This is a genomic window from Vibrio sp. 2132-1 (genome assembly GCF_033344315.1).
The window spans coordinates 1-635 of the sequence record NZ_JAWPON010000457.1 but is presented as its reverse complement, the minus strand read 5'-3'; the positions used below and the strand labels follow the sequence as shown (position 1 = coordinate 635).

Sequence of the window (635 nt, the reverse complement as noted above, 5' to 3'; positions counted from 1 at the left end):
TTTGTTATGGTCGTATTTGCGTTTCGCTTTGATCGTATCTTTCAGCATATTGCTGGCACTTGCGGTTAGCGGCAGTAATACTAACGCAACTAAAAAGTACTTTTTCATATTTCAATATCACTTATTACTCAATCTCAATGAGCCAAGTAGACCAAAGCGATCCGATAGAATTGTCAGAAGTTCAACAAGCCAAACTATCGTCTTGATTATGAAACAGAATGAGCCTTGTCGTTAATTGCTGTATTTATTAATTACTGTATTCGTTCCAGCCTCGTTGCCATTCCATACGGAATTTTTGCGCTTGCTCAGTGCCCTCACAGACACCCTCATAATATTGGCCAGATAGACCCATTTGATAAGCAAAGTCTGGATTGCAATATTCAGCGACACCTTCCAAATAGCCACGGTCATAATCACCAGGATTAGCAATGCCCAACGTTTTCAGCTCTTTTACACTACGAGAAGTGTGTCCTGCGATGCCATCTTGATAACCAATCTGATACCAATCACCCGATTTGGCGAGATCTTCCGTGGTTGCAGCACACCCAGCCAATAATACCAGCGCCAACCCCAACGTCGCTTTTTTCATAACTCTTCCTTAACTGATTGTTTTCAAAACAAGCTTATCACTAATT

At 41.3% G+C, this 635-nt stretch carries 1 protein-coding gene; it reads right to left on the bottom strand.

The window, feature by feature from the left end:
- Positions 1 to 247: 247 nt before the first annotated feature.
- Positions 248 to 589, bottom strand: a complete 342-nt coding sequence (locus R8N47_RS26015; RefSeq protein ID WP_025522016.1) for a DUF2799 domain-containing protein — start codon at positions 587 to 589, stop codon at positions 248 to 250.
- Between the last annotated feature and the right edge of the window lie 46 nt (positions 590 to 635).